This window comes from Streptosporangium brasiliense (assembly GCF_030811595.1).
Taxonomy (GTDB): domain Bacteria; phylum Actinomycetota; class Actinomycetes; order Streptosporangiales; family Streptosporangiaceae; genus Streptosporangium; species Streptosporangium brasiliense.
Map to the genome: position 1 here is coordinate 2,157,768 of NZ_JAUSRB010000002.1, position 14,629 is coordinate 2,172,396.

The following is a 14,629-nucleotide window of genomic DNA, read 5'->3' on the forward strand; positions in this document are numbered from 1 at the left end:
CCTCGTCCGTCCAGCGGGGCGCTCCAGCCGTGGTCCCGCCCCCATGGCCCGCTCCCCTTCGGGGACCTCCATGGCCCGCTCCCCTTCGGGCGGGCGGCAGCGGACGGAAAGGTCAAGCAGGGAGCAGTGTGCGGGGAACCCCCGCTGGATCTCCACGAGAGCATCACTCGGTCGTACTACGATCAAGCCTCATTGTGCGCATGTACCGTTCCGCGGCTTCTGCCTACTTGGTCATCACCCTCGGTTCGATCATCCTCAGCCTGGTGATCGGCACCGCGACACCCGCATGGCTGGTCACCATGTGGTACCCGCCCGGCGAGATCGTCGGGAAGTCTCCTCTGGTGCCGGTGCTGGGCGGGTTGCTGCTGCTCGGACTGGTGAACTCGTGGATGCTGTGGCAGGTTTTGCGGGGACCCGCGCCTGCGGCCGTGCCGATGCGTCGGGCGGCCACGTGGCTACGGCTGCTGCTGTACGCCGACGTGATGTGGCTGCTGATCCCCTCCTTCCTCCCGGACCTGGTCGAGACGGTCATCGGGCTGGCGCTCTGGGTCCCTGCGCTCGTGCTGCTCACGGTGGTGCTCACCGGGTCAGGCCGGCCCTTCCGGCTGGTTCTGCTCCTGCTCGGACTGGTGGAACCGGCCAGGTCGCTCGTGAGCGACCTGGTGGACGATTCGAAGCCCCAGCTCTTCGTGAGCCCGGCCTACTGGGCGACTGTCATGGCCGCGGGAGTGGCCACGTTCGTCGTGATGGTGATGCTCCTGCTCGCTCAGCGGCGCGACGGACGCTGGAGCCGAGTGACGCTCCTCATCGGTCTGGGCACATTCGCGAGCGCGTTCCTGGTAGAGCTCGTAGACAGCCTGACGCGCGGCAGCACGATCGAGTCGATCGCCGAGGCGATGGATGTGCTCTACATCGTCTGGCTGGCGCGCACGGCACATGAGCTGAACCGTGAGCCGCGGCGGAAGGCGGCTCTGCGGGTGCCCGCAGCGGTCGCGGCTGTGCCCGCGGTCCTCCTGTTGATGGTCGTCGGCCCCGAGGGCCGTCCACATCTCACCTACACCTGGCAGAGCGATGAGCTCATGGAATGTTGGGCGCCGTCGGAACCGCCACGTGTCGCGGACACCCCGGCCCACGAGCGCGATCGGGCCTACATGTGCAGCGTGAGCAAGCCTTCTCGGCATGTCTCGGACCAGGAACTGCTCGGCAGGGGCCGGGATGCGTGCACCAGGTTCGCGGCCGGGGAACCGGTCAATGCTCGGCCTGCGCTGCTCGCGCTGCTCTGCCCGGAGGTGATCGGGCGGAAATATCCGGATCTGTTGCTGTCATCCGCCCAGATCGGCCAGCGGCAGACAGAGAAGGAGAAGATCGAGCGCGAACAGTTGAAGCGCGAGGCGCGCAAGGAGGACGCCCTGTGCCGCGACCCGTGGCCCGCGCTACGCACTCGGTCCCAGGCGACCGCGTCCTATTACGACTGGGACTCCCAGCCCTACGCCATCTACGACGCGGAAGGGGACACCGAGGAAGATTACGCGGCGATCTGGGATGCGGGATCGGTCGACACCCTGGCGACCAGCGGTCAGCTGGCCCTGATCTTCACACCCAGCCAGGACTGGGCGACCTGTGTCACGGCGAAGGCGCTGCGCTCGGCCCCGCCACTCCTGCGACGCAGAGGCTGGGACCAGGTGGTCGAGGCGGACATCGTCAGTGAATCGGGTCACCTGGTGATGCAGGCACTGTCGGCGAGCAAGGTGCGCTTCCCCGATCTCGCGCGCCGCGGTCCTGGCCGCTACCGGCTGCGCCTGTATACGCGTCCAGGTGTGGATCTCATTCTCATCTATCCGGCCGGGAGAGCCGCTCTGTCCGGCTGAGTCCCCGCCATCGCCCTGTGTGTACGGTTCTCGCATGCGGTTCGGGGTGCTTGGTCCACTGATGGTGTGGGACAGCGAGGGGGAGGTGGTCAGGGTCCCCGAGGCGAAGGTCAGGGCGCTGCTTGCCGATCTGCTGGTGCACGAGGGGCGGCCGGTCTCCGCCGACCGGCTCGTCGACGACCTGTGGGGCGAGGAACTGCCGGGAAACCCCGCCAACGCCCTTCAGGCCAAGGTCTCCCAGCTGCGCCGGGCCCTTGGCCGTGACCGCGTGGTGTATCAGGTGCCCGGCTACCGGCTGCGCATCGACGAGGCCGAAGACGGAGTGGACGCGAGCCTTTTCCAGTACCTGGTGACCAAGGCCCGCCTTGTCGGTGACCCACGGACGAGGGCCGCGCTACTCACCGAGGCGCTTGAGCTGTGGCGCGGGCCCGCGTTCGCCGAGTTCGCGGACGAGGAGTTCGCGCGTACGGCGGTGCAGCGCCTGACGGAACAGCGTCTGGCCGTCTTGGAGGAGCAGGCCGAAGCCCGTTTGGAGTCGGGCGACCGCACGCTGCTCATCGGGGAGCTCGCGGACCTGGTGGCACGCCATCCGCTGCGGGAACGGCTGCGCGCCGTCCAGATGCGCGCCCTGTACCTGGCCGGCCGTCAGAACGAGGCGCTGGCCTCGTACGCGGAGCTGCGCGACCGCCTCGCCGACGAGCTGGGCCTCGACCCGACCCGGGAACTGGCGGCGCTCCACCACGCGATCCTGCATCAGGACGTATCGCTCGCCCTGACGCCGGCCCCCGGCACCGGCGCGGGTCCTGCCATCAGCCCAGGCCCTGGCTCCGGCCCGGATCGGGCCGCCGCGGCACCGGGCGCCGGCCGCGCCCAGTCGAACCTCCCCGCCCAGCTCACCTCGCTGGTCGGCCGCGACCGGTCCATGGACGAGGTCGGCCGGGCCCTCCGTACCGCGCGCCTTGTCACGCTCACCGGAACGGGCGGAGTCGGCAAGACACGGCTTGCCGTGGAGACGGCTGCCCGGTTCGCCCGCGACGCCGGCGGGGACGTGCCCGACGGGGTGTGGCTTGTCGAGCTCGCCGGTCAGAGCGGGGACCTGGCCGACCTCGTCCAGTTGGTCGCCGCCGTGCTCGGTGTCCGGGACGACGCGCCCTCCGGCCTGCCCGGACTCGGTGCGTCCCCGGTACCCGCCGACCGGCTCACCGCCGCCCTGCGCGACCGCCGGCTCCTGCTCGTCCTGGACAACTGCGAACACGTCGTCGAGCGGGCCGCCGAGCTCGCGGAACTGCTGTTGCGCGCCGCGCCCGGACTGCGTGTCCTGGCCACCAGCCAGGAGCCGCTGGGCCTGGGAGGCGAGGCGGTCTTCCTGGTGGAACCGCTCAGGGCAGCCGACGCGGTACGGCTGTTCGCGGAGCGTGCCGCCGCGGCGGCCCCGGGTTTCTCGCTCGACGGGGCTACCCGCGAGACCCACGAGGCCGTGGCGGAGATCTGCCGTCGCCTTGACGGCATTCCGCTTGCCCTCGAACTGGCCGCGACCCGTGTCCGTGCCCTTGGCGTGCGGGAGCTGGCGGTGCGCCTCGGCGACCGGTTCCGGGTGCTGACCTCCGGGCAGCGGGGCGCACCGGCGCGCCAGCAGACCCTGCGGGCGATGATCGACTGGAGCTGGGAGTTGCTCAGCGCGCCGGAGCGCATCGTGCTGCGCCGCCTCGCCGTACACAGCGACGGTTGCACCCTGGACGCCGCCGAAGCGGTGTGCGGGGGTGACGGGGTGCCCCGCGAGGAGGTCCTCGACCTGGTGTCCCGGCTTGTCGACCGGTCCCTGGTCGTCATGGTCGACGGTCCGGCGGGTCCCCGCTACCGGCTGCTCGAATCCGTGAGCGCGTACGCGATGGAGCGCCTGCGAGAGACGGAGGACCTCGGCGGCGCACGAGACCGGCATCTGCGCTACTACCTGGACCTCGCCGAGCGGGCCGAACCCCGTCTCCGTGGTGCCCGGCAGCAGGTGTGGCTCGGCCGTCTCGACGCCGAGGCCGCCAATCTACGGTCGGCGCTCGACGAGGCGACACGGCGTGCCGCGGCGGCCGAGGAGGTACGCCGCCCTCCGGCCGGCGGGCCGGCGCCCGTCCCCCCGGCCCACGCGGCGGTGCGCCTCGCCACCGCTCTCGCCTGGTGGTGGCTGTTGCGCGGCCGTCTGAGCGAGGCCTGCCGCGCCCTGTCGGCCGTGCTCGCCGTCGCCCCCGAGGCCGCCGAACTCCACGTGCTGCGCGACGCGTTCATGCTGCTGACCGGGGGCCGGTCCGAGGCACAGGCATGCCCGGAACCGGAGATCGGAGATCCCGTACGGCGCGGCCGGGCCGTATGGCTGTACGCGTACGGGCTGTTCAGCGCCGGTGACCCTACTGCCGGCGAAGAGACCAACATCCGTGCGCTCGACCTCTTCACCGTCGCCGGTGACCGGTGGGGCACCGCCGCCGCCCTCGGGCTGCGAGCCATGCACGCGCTGATCCGGGGTGATCTCGCCGGCCTCACGCGGGACGGCATGCGCAGCGCCGGGCTCTTCCGCGAGCTCGGGGACCGCTGGGGCGAGCTGCAGACCGTTTCGCCGCTTGCCGCGCTCGCCGAGATCAAGGGCGACTACGAGGAGGCCACGCGCCTCCAGAACGAGGGGCTGCGCATCGCACAGGAGCTGGGCCTGGAGACGGAGATCTCCGCCCGGTACTCCGGGCTCGGCAGGCTGGCGCTGCTCGCCCAGGAATGGGACAGGGCCGGTGAACTGCACGAGCGGGCTCGACGGTTGGCCGTCGAGCAGGGCTACAAATACGGTGAGATCCACTCGGAGATGGGACTCGCCCTGGGAGCACGCCGCTCGGGCGACCTCGACGCCGCCGAGGCGCGTCTGCTGCGCATCCGCGACGCCGGTGTGTCCTCGGCGGCGGGTGACCATCTGCTCCTCGCCGAGCTCGGGTTCATCGCCGAACTGCGTGGGGACGAGGCTCAGGCCACCGCCCGTCATCTTCTCGGCCTGGAGATCGCACGCTCCATTGACGAGCCACGTGCCATGGCCCTCTCCCTGGAGGGTCTCGCGGGCGCGGCGGCGCTCTCCGGGGATGCGGGTCGAGCCGGGTGCGCGGCCCTGCTGCTCGGTGCGGCGGACGCGGCGCGCCAGGGTGTGGGCGCCCCGCTGCCACCCGCCGAGCGCGGTGACGTCGACCGGATCACGACGGCGGTGGCGGCGGCCCTGAGCCGGGCAGCCTTCGCCGAAGCGTTCCGGCGGGGCGCGGACCTGTCCCCGGAGGAGGCCGCGCGCGCCGCCCGGGCAGTGCTGTCTCCTCCGCCCTGAGCCGTTCGCGCCTGGGCGCACCGGCCGGCCGCCGACCGGCGGCCCTGGCCTGCGGTGGTCAGGCTGCGGCCGGTTCGGGCGTTCCGGCCTGCCGGGCGGCGGCCAGCGTGGGGTAGTCGGTGTATCCGGTCTCTCCGCCGACGTACATCAGGTGTCTGTCCCGCACCGGGTTGAGCGGGGCGTCGATGCGCAGCCGTTCGACCAGGTCGGGGTTTGCCAGGAACGCGCGGCCGAGTGAGATCAGGTCGGCGCCCGCGGCCAGCAGTCTCTCGCCCGCGTGCTTGCCGCCGTCGGCGGGGAGCGGTCCCGGCCAGGGCAGCATCGGGTTGGCGATCAGTGTCCCCTGCCAGCCCTTGCGGATTTCGTGGAAGAGCGGCTGGTCGGGGTCGGCGAAGACGACGTGCAGGTAGGCCAGGCCCTTGCCGGCCAGCGCGCCGATGAGTGCCGGGTAGATGCGCTCGGTGTCGCCCTCGTCGATGCCGTTGACGGTGAGCCCGGGGGCGATGCGCAGGCCCACCCGTTCGGGGCCGATCGCGTCGGCGACGGCCTGGACGACCTCGACCGCGAAGCGGATGCGGCCGGCCACCGAGCCGCCGTAGGCGTCGGTGCGGTGGTTGGTGCCCCGTGCCAGGAACTGGTGGATGAGGTAGCCGTTGGCGGCGTGCACCTCCACCCCGGCGAAGCCCGCCTCGACGGCGTTGCGGGCGGCGGCGGCGAAGTCGGCCACGGTGGAGCGGATCTCGTCGACGGTCATCTCACGTGGCACCACGGAGGGCTGGTGCCCGCCGGGGGTGAAGATCGTGTCCGGGAGCGGGACCGGTGAGGGCGCGACCGGCGTCAGCCCGCTGTTGTCGGGATGGCCGACGCGGCCGCCGTGCTGCAGTTGCAGGAACATCCGGCCTCCGGCGGCGCGCACCGCGTCGGTGACGTGCCGCCAGCCCGCCACGTGCGCCTGGTCGTAGATCGCGGGGATGTCGGGGTAGGTCTGCCCCACGGCGTTCGGCGTGGTGGCCTCGGCGATGATCAGCCCCGCGGAGGCGCGCTGCGCGTAGTAGGTGGCCATGATCGGCCGCGGGACGCCGTCGGCCGCGGCACGGTTGCGGGTCATCGGCGCCATCACCAGCCGGTTGGGCAGGCGCAGATCGCCAAGGTCGGCGGGTTCGAACAAGCGGGACGTCACCGGTGTGTCCGTGGTGGTGGCCGGGCCCGTGCCCGCCGTACCGCCGATGACCACGGTCTCGTTGTCCGTGTGCTTGGTCATGCTCTGCTCCCTTGCGCGTTCTCACCATGTGGTGCTGCTGACAGGGATGACTGTGCTCGCAGGCGCTTCGGAGGCGCTGACGGCCCGCTGACGGGTTGTGCGCGCGGTGCCGTCAGCCGGTCTCCGGCGCCAAGCACCGGCACCTGAAGGAAGCCGTAAGTGATCCGTAAACGGGCTCGGCCAAGCTGAGGGCACATCACCACGAAGGGCCGGACAGGCCCGCCACTTCTTGAGGAGCAGGACATGAGCAAGGTCGTCGCGGTCATCTACATCTCGATGGACGGCGTCGTGGAGGAGCCCGCCTGGACCGGGCCGTTCTGGAACGACGACCACGGCAAGTTCCAGGCCGGCCAGCTCTCCCAGAGCCGTGCCCTGCTCCTGGGCCGCGTCACCTACGACGGCATGTCCCAGGCCTGGCAGGCGATGGAGGCGGCCGGCGAGGACGTGGGCGAGATGAACAGCATCCCGAAGCACGTGGCCTCCACCACGCTCAAGGAGCCGACGTGGAACGCCACCGTCATCGACGGCGACGTCGCCGAGGCGGTCGCCAAGCTGAAGGCCGAGGACGGCAAGGACCTCCTCGTCTACGGCAGCGGCGACCTGGTCAACTACCTGATCAAGCACGACCTCGTCGACGAGCTCAAGCTCTTCCTCCACCCGGTCGTCGTCGGCGAGGGCAAGCGCCTGTTCTCCGATGGCGTCGACCCCAAGACCTGGCGGCTGGCCGGCACCCACGCCTTCAGCTCCGGCGCCATCGTCCTGGACTACCGCCCGGCGGCCGGGCAGGAGGCGTAGAGACCAGGCTCAGGGGGGCGTGGAGACCAGGCTGCGGACGCCATCTGAGCAGCACAGGCGCCCCGGGCCGAGCACGGCCGGGGCGACGGTGAGTCACGCGAGCCGGGCCCTGCCGTCCGGTCAGGCTCGCATGGCGAGCAGGGCCTCTCGCGCTGCGGCGAGTGCTTCTTCGTCGGAGGCTCCGGTGTGCAGAGCGGCCCTGGCGAACTCCTCGGCCGCCGCGGCGAGCCGGAGGCGGAACCGGTCGGCGGCGCCGGTGATGACGGCCGCCCGGCCGCGACGTAGCTCCACCAGTCCCTCGTCGCGCAACTGCTGGTAGCCCCGTAGAACGGTGTGCAGATTGATGCCGAGGGCGGTGGCCACGTTGCGCGCCGAGGGGAGTCGGTCTCCGGGGGCGGCCATGCCGTTGGCCAGCGCGGCGCGTACGGAGCCCGCCACCTGGTCGGCGAGCGGCTGGGCCGACGCGGGGTCAACTGCGATCAGCACTACGCCGTCTCCTGTCGTTGCCTGCTCAGCCATCCGTTGACCAGCGCGGCCGCCGTCTCCGCTTCGCGCGTGGAGTAGACGAACCACCGGTCGTCACTGAGCGACAGGGCGAGCACCGGTCCCTTCCCGTTGACGACGCCCCAGCCTGCCTCCCCGTCGTCCAGCTTGTATCGCCCGGGGAGAGGTGCGCTCATGGCCTCGGCGAACCGTACCCTCGGGTACGGCACCGTCCGGCGCAGGACGGGAAGCCAGGGGAGGCTCACTGTGACGCCCGAGCCGTCGATCTGCAGGCGGGTGCGCGCCTGCGCCGCCTCGAAGGTCGTCAACAGTGCAAGCAAGGCCACCCCCTGCCACCCGCCGAAGCCGTTGGACACGGCCCATGCGGTGAGCGCGGCCAGCACCGCGGCGGCCGGCAGCCTACGTGCCGACCAGGCGGAAGTCACGAACATGGCGCGCTGCCACGGGCCGAGCGCCATGGTGGGGGCGTACGGCGGTGGTGCGGCGGTGGCCACGGGCGCCGGCGGCAGCGGACCCGCCACCGCCCAGCCCAGCGCGAGCGCCCCCGCGGTGACGGCGATCTCCACCGCCAGGTGCCAGACGGGCCGGGCCACGGCGCCCGGGGCGTCGGCCAGCGCCGGCAGCCACAGCACGCCGGACACCGGAACGGCCACGCCGATGAGGAAACTGCCGGCCACCAGGCCCCGCTGGACCTGAGGCAGGCGCCAGTAGCGCAGGAACGAGACGACGAGCAGTGCTTCACACCACATCACCGTCCCGAGGAGGGGTTGCGAGGTCCAGCCTCGCCAGGTGGGCTCGTACGTGGTGTCGATGGCCCAGTTGCCGATGTGGACGCGGTCGGGAAGGCGCCCGCCGTACAAGGCGGCCAGGACCATGGGCACGGCCAGGAGGAGCAGCGGGGGAGCGGCCGTCAGGATCAGGCGACGGGGCCGTCCCGGCGCGGCGTGATCGGGGTGACGGGGAGACGCGGGGGATATGGGGATGAACACCACCAACCTCCAACTGTTTGCTTTTGACTATAACAGTGCAAACAGTCTCCTGAAGGGTGACAGGATGCTTCCCCCGGCCGGGCCGGCTTCCGCCTCCCCTGGCGTCCCTGCCGCCGGATGGCCGTGGCCGGGGCCGGATCATCCTCAACCGCATCGTCCTCAACCGCATCGTCCGGGCGGACCGGTCCGCGGAGAAGGGCGCCGAGCTGTCGGCGAACCCTCATGGTGGTCCGGGGTGTGGTCCGGGGTGCGAGCCGTACCGGCGGGGTGGGTGGTGAGCCGTAGGACGCGGTCGAGGGGCGAGGGGGTCTCGGGGGCGAAGGGTGTCCCGGTGTTCAGGGCGCGGAGTCCGAGCGTGATCGCCTCGCCGAGGAGGCTGACGCCGATGGACAGCGTGATCGGCCGCGCCTGCTCCGGGACGCCCGCGGCCACGGCGAGCAGGCCGACCCCCATGTTGGCCGCTGCGGACACCGCCCAGACCAGCAGGGTCCAGACCGTGTAGCGCTGCCAGAGGTGGCCGTGCTTGGTGAACAGCCGCGGGGTGAGGCCCCGCAACGCGCCGAAGAGCAGGCCGATGAGGGAGGCCGCCGCGATCCAGACGATGTCGTAGCCGCTCGGATGCACGTTCCTGGCCAGGCCGAAGACACCGATGCCGATGAGGACGACGGGCGGCAGGAACAGGTCGCGGGCGTTGAGAGGCTCCCCGATGAACCGCTTGACGACCACGCCGAGCACCAGCACGGCCACGACGGCCACCCATAACGTTCCGTCCACTGCGCCCTCCGTTGGTAGCACGGTCATGCTAAAAAAACTGTAGCACGGACGTGCTATAAAAGTTGGGTGCCAAAGATCGTGGACCCGCAGGAGCGACGCCGGGCCGTCGTCGAGGCGGTGTTCCGGGTGGTGGAGCGCGACGGCCTGGAGCAGGCGTCGCTACGTAACGTCGCCGCCGAGGCGGGACTGGCCATCGGCTCGGTCCGGCACTACTTCACCGCGCACTCCGAGCTGATGGTGTTCGCGATGAGGGCCATGAGCGAACGGGTGACAGGCCGGCTGGTCGCGCACGCCGACCGCCTGCTGGACGCGGACGCGCCCCTTACGCCGCACGAGCGGCGAGAGACGGCCATACGGATGCTCGCCGAGGTGCTGCCCCTGGACGGGGAGCGCCGGCGCGAGGCGGTGGTGTGGCTGGCCTTCGTCGCCGCCGCCCGCACCCGCCCCGAGCTGCGGCCTCACACCGACGAGCTCTACAACGGACTGCTCGCGCTGACCACCCGCGTCCTGGAAGGCGCCCGCCGTGCCGGCCGCCTGCGCTCGGACGCTGACATCGCCCTGGAGGCCCGCGGTCTGTGCGCGCTGCTCGACGGCATGTCCCTGCAGGCCGTGCTCCACCCCGGCAGCCTGGATCCCGAGACGATGCTCATGGTGCTACGCCGCCACCTCGCCGCCCTGACCACAGATCATGCCGCTGCCACGGGGGCGAGGAACGGCGGAACGGCCCTTGGCCATGAGAACGATCCTTCCTCCCGCTGTGGTGATGAGCCGGCGACAGGATGAGGGACCGCTGACGGGCGGATGCCATGGCCTTGGGCGACGGTGAGCGCCATCTCGTCGATCCTGACGCTCCTCAGCTCTGTCCGCTGACTTCCGGGTACGGCTCTGCGCCCCTACGCGGCCGTAGGCGGTCGAGAGTGGCCCTCGGCCGGAGAGTCCTGTCCCGCCGGTGCCGTCGGGTGGCAGGCGGCCACTACCCGGACGCCACGACCTCGCCGGCCGTGACCTGCGGAGGGTTCGGAAGCAGGGAGGCGAGCTTCTCCCGCACGAAGTCCGCGGCCCTTCCGGTGGATTCCTCGGCCCCGGCTCGGTCCTCGAAGACGCTGGTGGAGAGCATCACCCCGTCGCCGGCGTCGACCCAGTAGTAAGCCACGAACCCGGGGACCTGGCGGATGAGCGGCACGAACTCCTCGCTCACCCGGCGTCCCGCCTCGGTGGGATCGGTTATCCCCTCGTATCGCCGTACCGTCGCGTACATACCTGTCCTCCCCCTGGTCCCTGGGCTCAAGATCGCCCCATGCGGGACGACATACCCCCGCCGTGCGTCCTCTGACGCCAAGGGTCCGTAAACGAATGGCAGGGCTCAGGATCACCGTGACAGGGTGACTCCGCTCCGGGTGCCGGCCGGGGCGACGAGGGCGGCAAGCCGCCGACGGGGACTCGCCTTTCCTCCGGGACGGCGGGCGCGGCGGAGGGGGCGGCGGGCGTCGCCGGTGCGGTCGGGTGGTTCTCGGCCGTCCCTCAGGAGCGGATCATCGGTAGCCGGGGTGGACCCCGGGGATGAGCTTCTGCTGGGCGGCGATGGCTTCGAGCAGCTCGGCGAGCTGGGCGCGCTGGGTGTGGTCCAGCGCGGCGCAGATGTCGTCCTCGTGCGCTGAGCCGAGCCGGCGCATCTCCGTCATGACGCGGGTGCCCTCCTCGGCCAGGTGCAGCGCGTAGTTACGGCGGTCCTGCGGGTTCCTCCGTCGTTCGACGAGTCCCTTGCGCTCCAGGTTGTCGATCAGTGCCACCACCCGGCTCGGCACGACCCCCATCTCCTCGGCCAGGGACTGCTGGCTGCGCCCGGGACGGGCGGCGATCATGCGCAGCAGCCCGACGTCGGCGGGGATCACCCCCAGTTCGCTGATCCGCTCCGCGAACCGTGCTGCGGCATGCGCTCCCACCTGCGAAAGCAGGAACGCCGTTCCCCTCGGCCGGGACCGCGCTGCGGGTCCGTCGGCGCCGGCCCATGGTGGTGTGCTCATGTCGTGATAGTAGTCCAGGTGTAATAGTTCTGTGCTATGAATAGTTCATCAAGGAGAACGGAGCTGGGACGTTGAACGAGGTTGGCGGACAACAGCCGCACTACCCGGACCTGGCGGGCAAGGTCGCGCTGGTCACCGGTGGCTCCCGGGGGATCGGGGCGGCGACCTGCCGGGCCTTGGCGGCGAACGGGGTCAAGGTCGCGGTGAACGGCCGCGATCGGGCCGCGGTCGACGCGGTGGTGGCCGGGATCGTGGCAGCCGGGGGTACGGCGGTGGCGGCGCCCGGTGACGTCACCGACGAGGGCGCGGTACGGGGGATACACGACACGGTGGAGCACGAGTTGGGGCCGGTGGAGGTCCTGGCGGCGTTCGCCGGGGGCCAGGGCGCTCCCGCGCCGACCACCGAGCTGGGGGCCGATCGGTGGCGCGCGGTCATCGAATCCGACCTGACGTCGGTCTACCTGACGGTGACCGCGTTCCTGCCCGGCATGATCGGCCGAGGGGGCGGGTCGATCATCACGATGTCCTCCACCGCGGGACGCCGGCCGAGCGGCGCGAACGCCGCGTACGCGGCCGCGAAGGCCGGCGTGGTGATGCTCACCGGGCACCTGGCCAACGAGGTCGGCCGGCATGGGGTCCGGGTCAACTGCCTGGCCCCCTCGGCGGTGCTCAACGACCGCATGCGGCGCTTCATGTCCGCCGGGCAGCTGGAGGAGCTGGCCGCCGCCTACCCGCTGGGCCGCATCGGCCGGCCCGACGACGTCGCACAGGCCGTGCTGTATCTCGCCTCCGACGCGTCGTCCTGGGTGACCGGGGTGACGCTCGACCTGACCGGCGGGCGGGTGATCGCGTGACGGGCTCGGAGAACACCCGGCCCCAGAGGAACGCCGGGCCGCCGCTCGGGATCCTCGCCGTGGTCTTCACGGCGCTGTTCCTCGGCGGGATCGCCGTCAGCACGGCCATGGCGGGCGGTGCCACCTTCCCGTCGCCCTTCGGCTCCCCGGCCGAGATCCTCGCGTATTTCCACGACAACCAGGACGCCGTACGGGTGAGCGCGTTCCTGCAGTTCGCGGCCTCCGTGCCGATGGCGGTCTACGCCGCCACCGCTTCCGTACGGCTGCGCGATCTCGGCATCCGCGCGCCGGGAGCCACCATCGCCCTGGCCGGCGGCCTGCTGGCCGCCGCCATGCTGGCCCTGTCCGCGCTGTTCGTGTGGACGGTGTCCCGGCCGGAGGTGCTTGCCGAGCCCGTCGTGGTCCGCGCGCTGCAGAACCTCGCGTTCGCCGCCGGCGGTACCGGACACGTCGTCTTCCTCGGGCTGCTCGTGGCGGGCATCGCCGTACCGGGATGGCTGGCCGGGCTGCTGCCGCGCCCGCTCGCGTTCGCCGGCCTGGCCGTCGCCGCCGTCGCGGAGCTGTCCACGCTGACATTGCTGGTCCCCGGGGCGGCCCTCCTGCTGCCCGTGGCCCGCTTCACGGCCCTGGCCTGGCTCATCGCCGTGGGCTTCCTGCTGCCCCGCACCCGTACCAAGAGGACCGCTCCGAGCCGCGATCGATCGACCACGCCAGAAGACCGGAAGGAAGCCGCGTGAACACCGCACTGACCGAACGACTCATCCGGTTCCAGCACCCGCAGAAGGTCCTGGGCTATCTCGGCAGGCTCGACGACGACCGCGTCGCCGCCCTGTTCGGACTTGACGTCGGCTCCTACCGCCAGATGCGTCAAGCGCATGACGAGCAGGCGCGCCGCGCCGCGCTGGATCTGCTGGCAGAACCCGGATTCGCGGAGAAGGTGGACCGGCTGCCCTTCCAGCCGGGCCGGCGTGTCGTGGCCGTCGGGGAGAGCACGACGGGCGACCTGCTGTCGTGGTTCGAGATCCTGCGCCACCTTGTCGAGCTGCGGCGTCCCGCCGACGACATCAGCCTCGTCAACATGGCGGTCACCGGCCAGACGACCACCCAGGCACTGGCCGCGCTGCCCGGCCTGTCCTTCCAGCGCCCGGACTGGGTGCTGTGCATGCTGGGCGCCAACGACGTCCAGCGTCTCGGGTCGGCCGACGGGCCGACCCTGGTCAGCCTCACGGAGACCGAACGCAACCTGCGCGCCCTGCGCGATCTCGCGGCGCGGCGCACCACGGCGCGATGGGTGTGGCTCACACCTCCCGGGGTGGACGAGGAGCGCGTCGCGGCCTACCAGCCCTTCCAGCAAGCGGGGATCACCTGGACCAATCGCGACATCGACGCGGTCGGGAAGATCCTGAACGCACTGCCCGACAGCACAGTCGACATCCGGTCCGTCATCGCCGGGCAGACGGCAGAGCCGTCCCATCTCGACGACGGGGTGCATCTGTCCCTCGCCGGCCAGCGGGCGCTGGCCGCCGCCCTGGTCGACGCGCTCGCCGGCGTGTCATGAAGCTGCTCGTCTTCGGCGCCACCGGGGGCACCGGTGCACGGCTGCTGACCCAGGCCCTCGACGCCGGGCACGATGTCACCGTCGTCGCCCGTGCCCCGGACGGGATCCCGGAGAAGGACCGTGCCCGTTCGGCCGTCATCCGCGGGGACGTGTTGGAACCCCGGACGTGGAGCGCCGCGACCGGCGGTCACGACGCCGTCCTGTCCTGCCTGGGCAGCCGTGATCGTAAGCACCCCACCACCGTCTACTCCCAGGGCACGGCGAAGATCATCGAAGCGATGCGCCGCGCCGGGGTGCGGCGCCTGGTGTGCCTGTCCTCCGCGGGTCTGGAGATCCCTCCCGGCACGCCGCTGCCGCAGCGGCTCGTCACCAGATATCTCATCCAGCGTCTCTACCGTCACGGCTACGCCGACATGGCCACCATGGAGGGCATCGTCAGGGCCAGCACCCTCGACTGGACGGTCATCCGCCCGCCGATGCTCACCGATCGGCCGCTCACCGGCCGATATCGGGCGGCAGCGGGTCACCACCTGCCGGACCCGAAGAGCATCTCGCGGGCGGATCTCGCCCACTACATGCTCAGTCACATCGAGGATCGCGAGACCTGGGAGAAAATCGTGGAGATCTCCTCGTGAACCCCGGCCTGACGATCGGTGAGGCGT

14 protein-coding genes are annotated in these 14,629 nt (G+C 71.5%); 8 read left to right on the top strand and 6 right to left on the bottom strand.

What is annotated here, in order from left to right; translation table 11 throughout:
* Positions 1-200 precede the first annotated feature (200 nt).
* Positions 201-1,868, top strand: coding sequence for a hypothetical protein (locus J2S55_RS18815; RefSeq protein ID WP_306862486.1), 1,668 nt, complete (start codon positions 201-203; stop codon positions 1,866-1,868).
* 34 nt (positions 1,869-1,902) lie between these two features.
* A complete protein-coding gene (locus J2S55_RS18820) occupies positions 1,903-5,208 on the top strand; it encodes an AfsR/SARP family transcriptional regulator (RefSeq protein WP_306862488.1) in 3,306 nt (1,101 codons plus the stop codon).
* 58 nt (positions 5,209-5,266) lie between these two features.
* Here the strand turns inward: J2S55_RS18820 and J2S55_RS18825 are convergent, their stop codons facing one another.
* Positions 5,267-6,469: an alkene reductase gene (locus J2S55_RS18825; RefSeq protein ID WP_306862491.1), complete on the bottom strand. Its 1,203-nt coding sequence runs from the start codon at positions 6,467-6,469 to the stop codon at positions 5,267-5,269.
* 243 nt (positions 6,470-6,712) lie between these two features.
* Here J2S55_RS18825 and J2S55_RS18830 point away from each other — a divergent pair, with 243 nt between their 5' ends.
* Positions 6,713-7,264: a dihydrofolate reductase family protein gene (locus J2S55_RS18830; RefSeq protein ID WP_306862493.1), complete on the top strand. Its 552-nt coding sequence runs from the start codon at positions 6,713-6,715 to the stop codon at positions 7,262-7,264.
* A 120-nt stretch (positions 7,265-7,384) separates the two neighbouring features.
* Here the strand turns inward: J2S55_RS18830 and J2S55_RS18835 are convergent, their stop codons facing one another.
* The 3 genes from J2S55_RS18835 to J2S55_RS18845 form a co-directional block, all read right to left on the bottom strand.
* Positions 7,385-7,750, bottom strand: a complete 366-nt coding sequence (locus J2S55_RS18835) for a GntR family transcriptional regulator (protein ID WP_306862496.1) — start codon at positions 7,748-7,750, stop codon at positions 7,385-7,387.
* Positions 7,750-8,757 (bottom strand): hypothetical protein, encoded by a 1,008-nt coding sequence (locus J2S55_RS18840; RefSeq protein WP_306862499.1) that lies wholly within the window; start codon positions 8,755-8,757, stop codon positions 7,750-7,752. The genes J2S55_RS18835 and J2S55_RS18840 overlap by 1 nt, the downstream gene beginning before the upstream one ends.
* Before the next feature lie 159 nt (positions 8,758-8,916).
* Positions 8,917-9,531: a hypothetical protein gene (locus tag J2S55_RS18845; RefSeq protein ID WP_306862502.1), complete on the bottom strand. Its 615-nt coding sequence runs from the start codon at positions 9,529-9,531 to the stop codon at positions 8,917-8,919.
* Between the two features lie 66 nt (positions 9,532-9,597).
* On the opposite strand from J2S55_RS18845, the gene J2S55_RS18850 reads away from it, so the two are divergent.
* Positions 9,598-10,314: a TetR/AcrR family transcriptional regulator gene (locus J2S55_RS18850; RefSeq protein ID WP_306862504.1), complete on the top strand. Its 717-nt coding sequence runs from the start codon at positions 9,598-9,600 to the stop codon at positions 10,312-10,314.
* A 190-nt stretch (positions 10,315-10,504) separates the two neighbouring features.
* Here J2S55_RS18850 and J2S55_RS18855 read toward each other — a convergent pair whose 3' ends face one another.
* A complete protein-coding gene (locus tag J2S55_RS18855) occupies positions 10,505-10,789 on the bottom strand; it encodes a hypothetical protein (protein ID WP_306862508.1) in 285 nt (94 codons plus the stop codon).
* Positions 10,790-11,063: 274 nt separating this feature from the next.
* Positions 11,064-11,555: a MarR family winged helix-turn-helix transcriptional regulator gene (locus J2S55_RS18860; RefSeq protein WP_306862511.1), complete on the bottom strand. Its 492-nt coding sequence runs from the start codon at positions 11,553-11,555 to the stop codon at positions 11,064-11,066.
* A gap of 71 nt (positions 11,556-11,626) precedes the next feature.
* Here J2S55_RS18860 and J2S55_RS18865 point away from each other — a divergent pair, with 71 nt between their 5' ends.
* Genes J2S55_RS18865 through J2S55_RS18880 form a run of 4 tightly spaced genes read left to right on the top strand, consistent with a single transcriptional unit; the run spans position 11,627 to position 14,602 of the window.
* Entirely contained in the window at positions 11,627-12,409 is a 783-nt protein-coding gene (locus J2S55_RS18865; protein WP_306862514.1) for an SDR family NAD(P)-dependent oxidoreductase, read from the top strand.
* Positions 12,406-13,146 (top strand): hypothetical protein, encoded by a 741-nt coding sequence (locus J2S55_RS18870; protein ID WP_306862517.1) that lies wholly within the window; start codon positions 12,406-12,408, stop codon positions 13,144-13,146. Before J2S55_RS18865 ends, J2S55_RS18870 begins: the two co-directional genes overlap by 4 nt.
* Positions 13,143-13,967: an SGNH/GDSL hydrolase family protein gene (locus J2S55_RS18875; protein WP_306862520.1), complete on the top strand. Its 825-nt coding sequence runs from the start codon at positions 13,143-13,145 to the stop codon at positions 13,965-13,967. Before J2S55_RS18870 ends, J2S55_RS18875 begins: the two co-directional genes overlap by 4 nt.
* Positions 13,964-14,602: an NAD(P)-dependent oxidoreductase gene (locus J2S55_RS18880; protein ID WP_306862523.1), complete on the top strand. Its 639-nt coding sequence runs from the start codon at positions 13,964-13,966 to the stop codon at positions 14,600-14,602. The genes J2S55_RS18875 and J2S55_RS18880 overlap by 4 nt, the downstream gene beginning before the upstream one ends.
* Positions 14,603-14,629: the final 27 nt, after the last annotated feature.

What these genes read in the sequence shown, in the direction of transcription:
- J2S55_RS18815 (WP_306862486.1), top strand. Translation starts at nt 201, where the DNA reads ATGTACCGTTCCGCGGCTTCTGCCTACTTGGTCATCACCCTCGGTTCG.
- J2S55_RS18820 (WP_306862488.1), top strand. Translation starts at nt 1,903, where the DNA reads ATGCGGTTCGGGGTGCTTGGTCCACTGATGGTGTGGGACAGCGAGGGG.
- J2S55_RS18825 (WP_306862491.1), bottom strand. Translation starts at nt 6,469, where the DNA reads ATGACCAAGCACACGGACAACGAGACCGTGGTCATCGGCGGTACGGCG.
- J2S55_RS18830 (WP_306862493.1), top strand. Translation starts at nt 6,713, where the DNA reads ATGAGCAAGGTCGTCGCGGTCATCTACATCTCGATGGACGGCGTCGTG.
- J2S55_RS18855 (WP_306862508.1), bottom strand. Translation starts at nt 10,789, where the DNA reads ATGTACGCGACGGTACGGCGATACGAGGGGATAACCGATCCCACCGAG.
- J2S55_RS18860 (WP_306862511.1), bottom strand. Translation starts at nt 11,555, where the DNA reads ATGAGCACACCACCATGGGCCGGCGCCGACGGACCCGCAGCGCGGTCC.
- J2S55_RS18880 (WP_306862523.1), top strand. Translation starts at nt 13,964, where the DNA reads ATGAAGCTGCTCGTCTTCGGCGCCACCGGGGGCACCGGTGCACGGCTG.